We start from the raw sequence: 930 nt of genomic DNA, 5'->3' as shown, positions 1-930 counted from the left end.
CGTCACCACACCGTGCCCCAAACGGGCGTCGGTTTGTCTCCCGCCCTTTGGCACATAGGCAAAAGTGAAAAGACTTGCACCCAAATTTTTTTTCGCCGGATTGTTTGGCAACAAATCCATGTCCTCTGCTTACCATACTAGTAAGGGAATTCGAATTGGTCATTCAGGTAAGGGGATGGGAGGTATGGAGCACTTCAGCGTAGGCGAGTGGGTGAAGTTCCCTTATAATGATAAGGGAAAAACATTGCTTCTTACCGGTTATGTAAAAGAAATGAACAAAGCACAAATGATGATGACGGTGTTCGTGCCGACAGTTAAAGACGGCTCTGCGGCGGCAGCAGCACGTAGCGGCCATTTTCGTGTACCTCTTGACGTGGCGGAAAAAATCAAGGAGCTTCAGCTTGAGCCTGAAGATTATGATGCGCTGTTGGATATGGCGCTTGACAGCAAAGATGAGAACTGGTTTGAAGAACTAGTATACAAACGAAGTAAAATGTAGCGGGGAGACTCGCTGCATTTTTGTTGTCAGGTAATTGTTGCGAGGAATCATAAGATGGTTGGAATTACATGAGTATGCCGATTCATCGCGGCATATTAAAAAGGCGTTCAAGCTGACGAGCGTGCTGCTCCAATTGTTCAAGTGTAATCATACCTTGATCGTAGAATCGGCATAGCTCGTCAAACTCCGGACTTTTGATCATTCGATAGAAAGAGAGGCGGGGAGGGATGCTTTTCAGACGAGTACGCAGCTGCTTTTGTAAGGGATAGGACATGAATATCACCTCGGTTATGTTCTCTTCTCCCATTGTTTCGAAAAAAAGCTTGTCCTATACCATACAATACAAAAAAGCTGTTGATTACTTTAGTATAAATAATCAACAGCTTTAGTGCTAGAACACGCCCGTTGATTATCCATAAGGTGGAAGAAAG

2 protein-coding genes are annotated in these 930 nt (G+C 44.7%); one reads left to right on the top strand and one right to left on the bottom strand.

Features of this window, described 5'->3' with window-relative positions; genetic code table 11:
- The first annotated feature begins 184 nt into the window (after positions 1–184).
- Positions 185–499 (top strand): hypothetical protein, encoded by a 315-nt coding sequence (locus HMPREF0083_RS07725; RefSeq protein ID WP_040301948.1) that lies wholly within the window; start codon positions 185–187, stop codon positions 497–499.
- Positions 500–581: 82 nt separating this feature from the next.
- Here HMPREF0083_RS07725 and HMPREF0083_RS27940 read toward each other — a convergent pair whose 3' ends face one another.
- Positions 582–773, bottom strand: a complete 192-nt coding sequence (locus HMPREF0083_RS27940) for a hypothetical protein (protein WP_148315915.1) — start codon at positions 771–773, stop codon at positions 582–584.
- Between the last annotated feature and the right edge of the window lie 157 nt (positions 774–930).

The organism is Aneurinibacillus aneurinilyticus ATCC 12856, from assembly GCF_000466385.1.
Taxonomy (GTDB): domain Bacteria; phylum Bacillota; class Bacilli; order Aneurinibacillales; family Aneurinibacillaceae; genus Aneurinibacillus; species Aneurinibacillus aneurinilyticus.
The sequence above is the reverse complement of the archived record's forward strand: the minus strand, read 5'-3'. Positions and strand labels throughout refer to the sequence as shown.

Excerpts from the sequence above, each read along its gene's own strand:
- HMPREF0083_RS07725 (WP_040301948.1), top strand. The coding sequence starts at position 185 with ATGGAGCACTTCAGCGTAGGCGAGTGGGTGAAGTTCCCTTATAATGAT.
- HMPREF0083_RS27940 (WP_148315915.1), bottom strand. The coding sequence starts at position 773 with ATGTCCTATCCCTTACAAAAGCAGCTGCGTACTCGTCTGAAAAGCATC.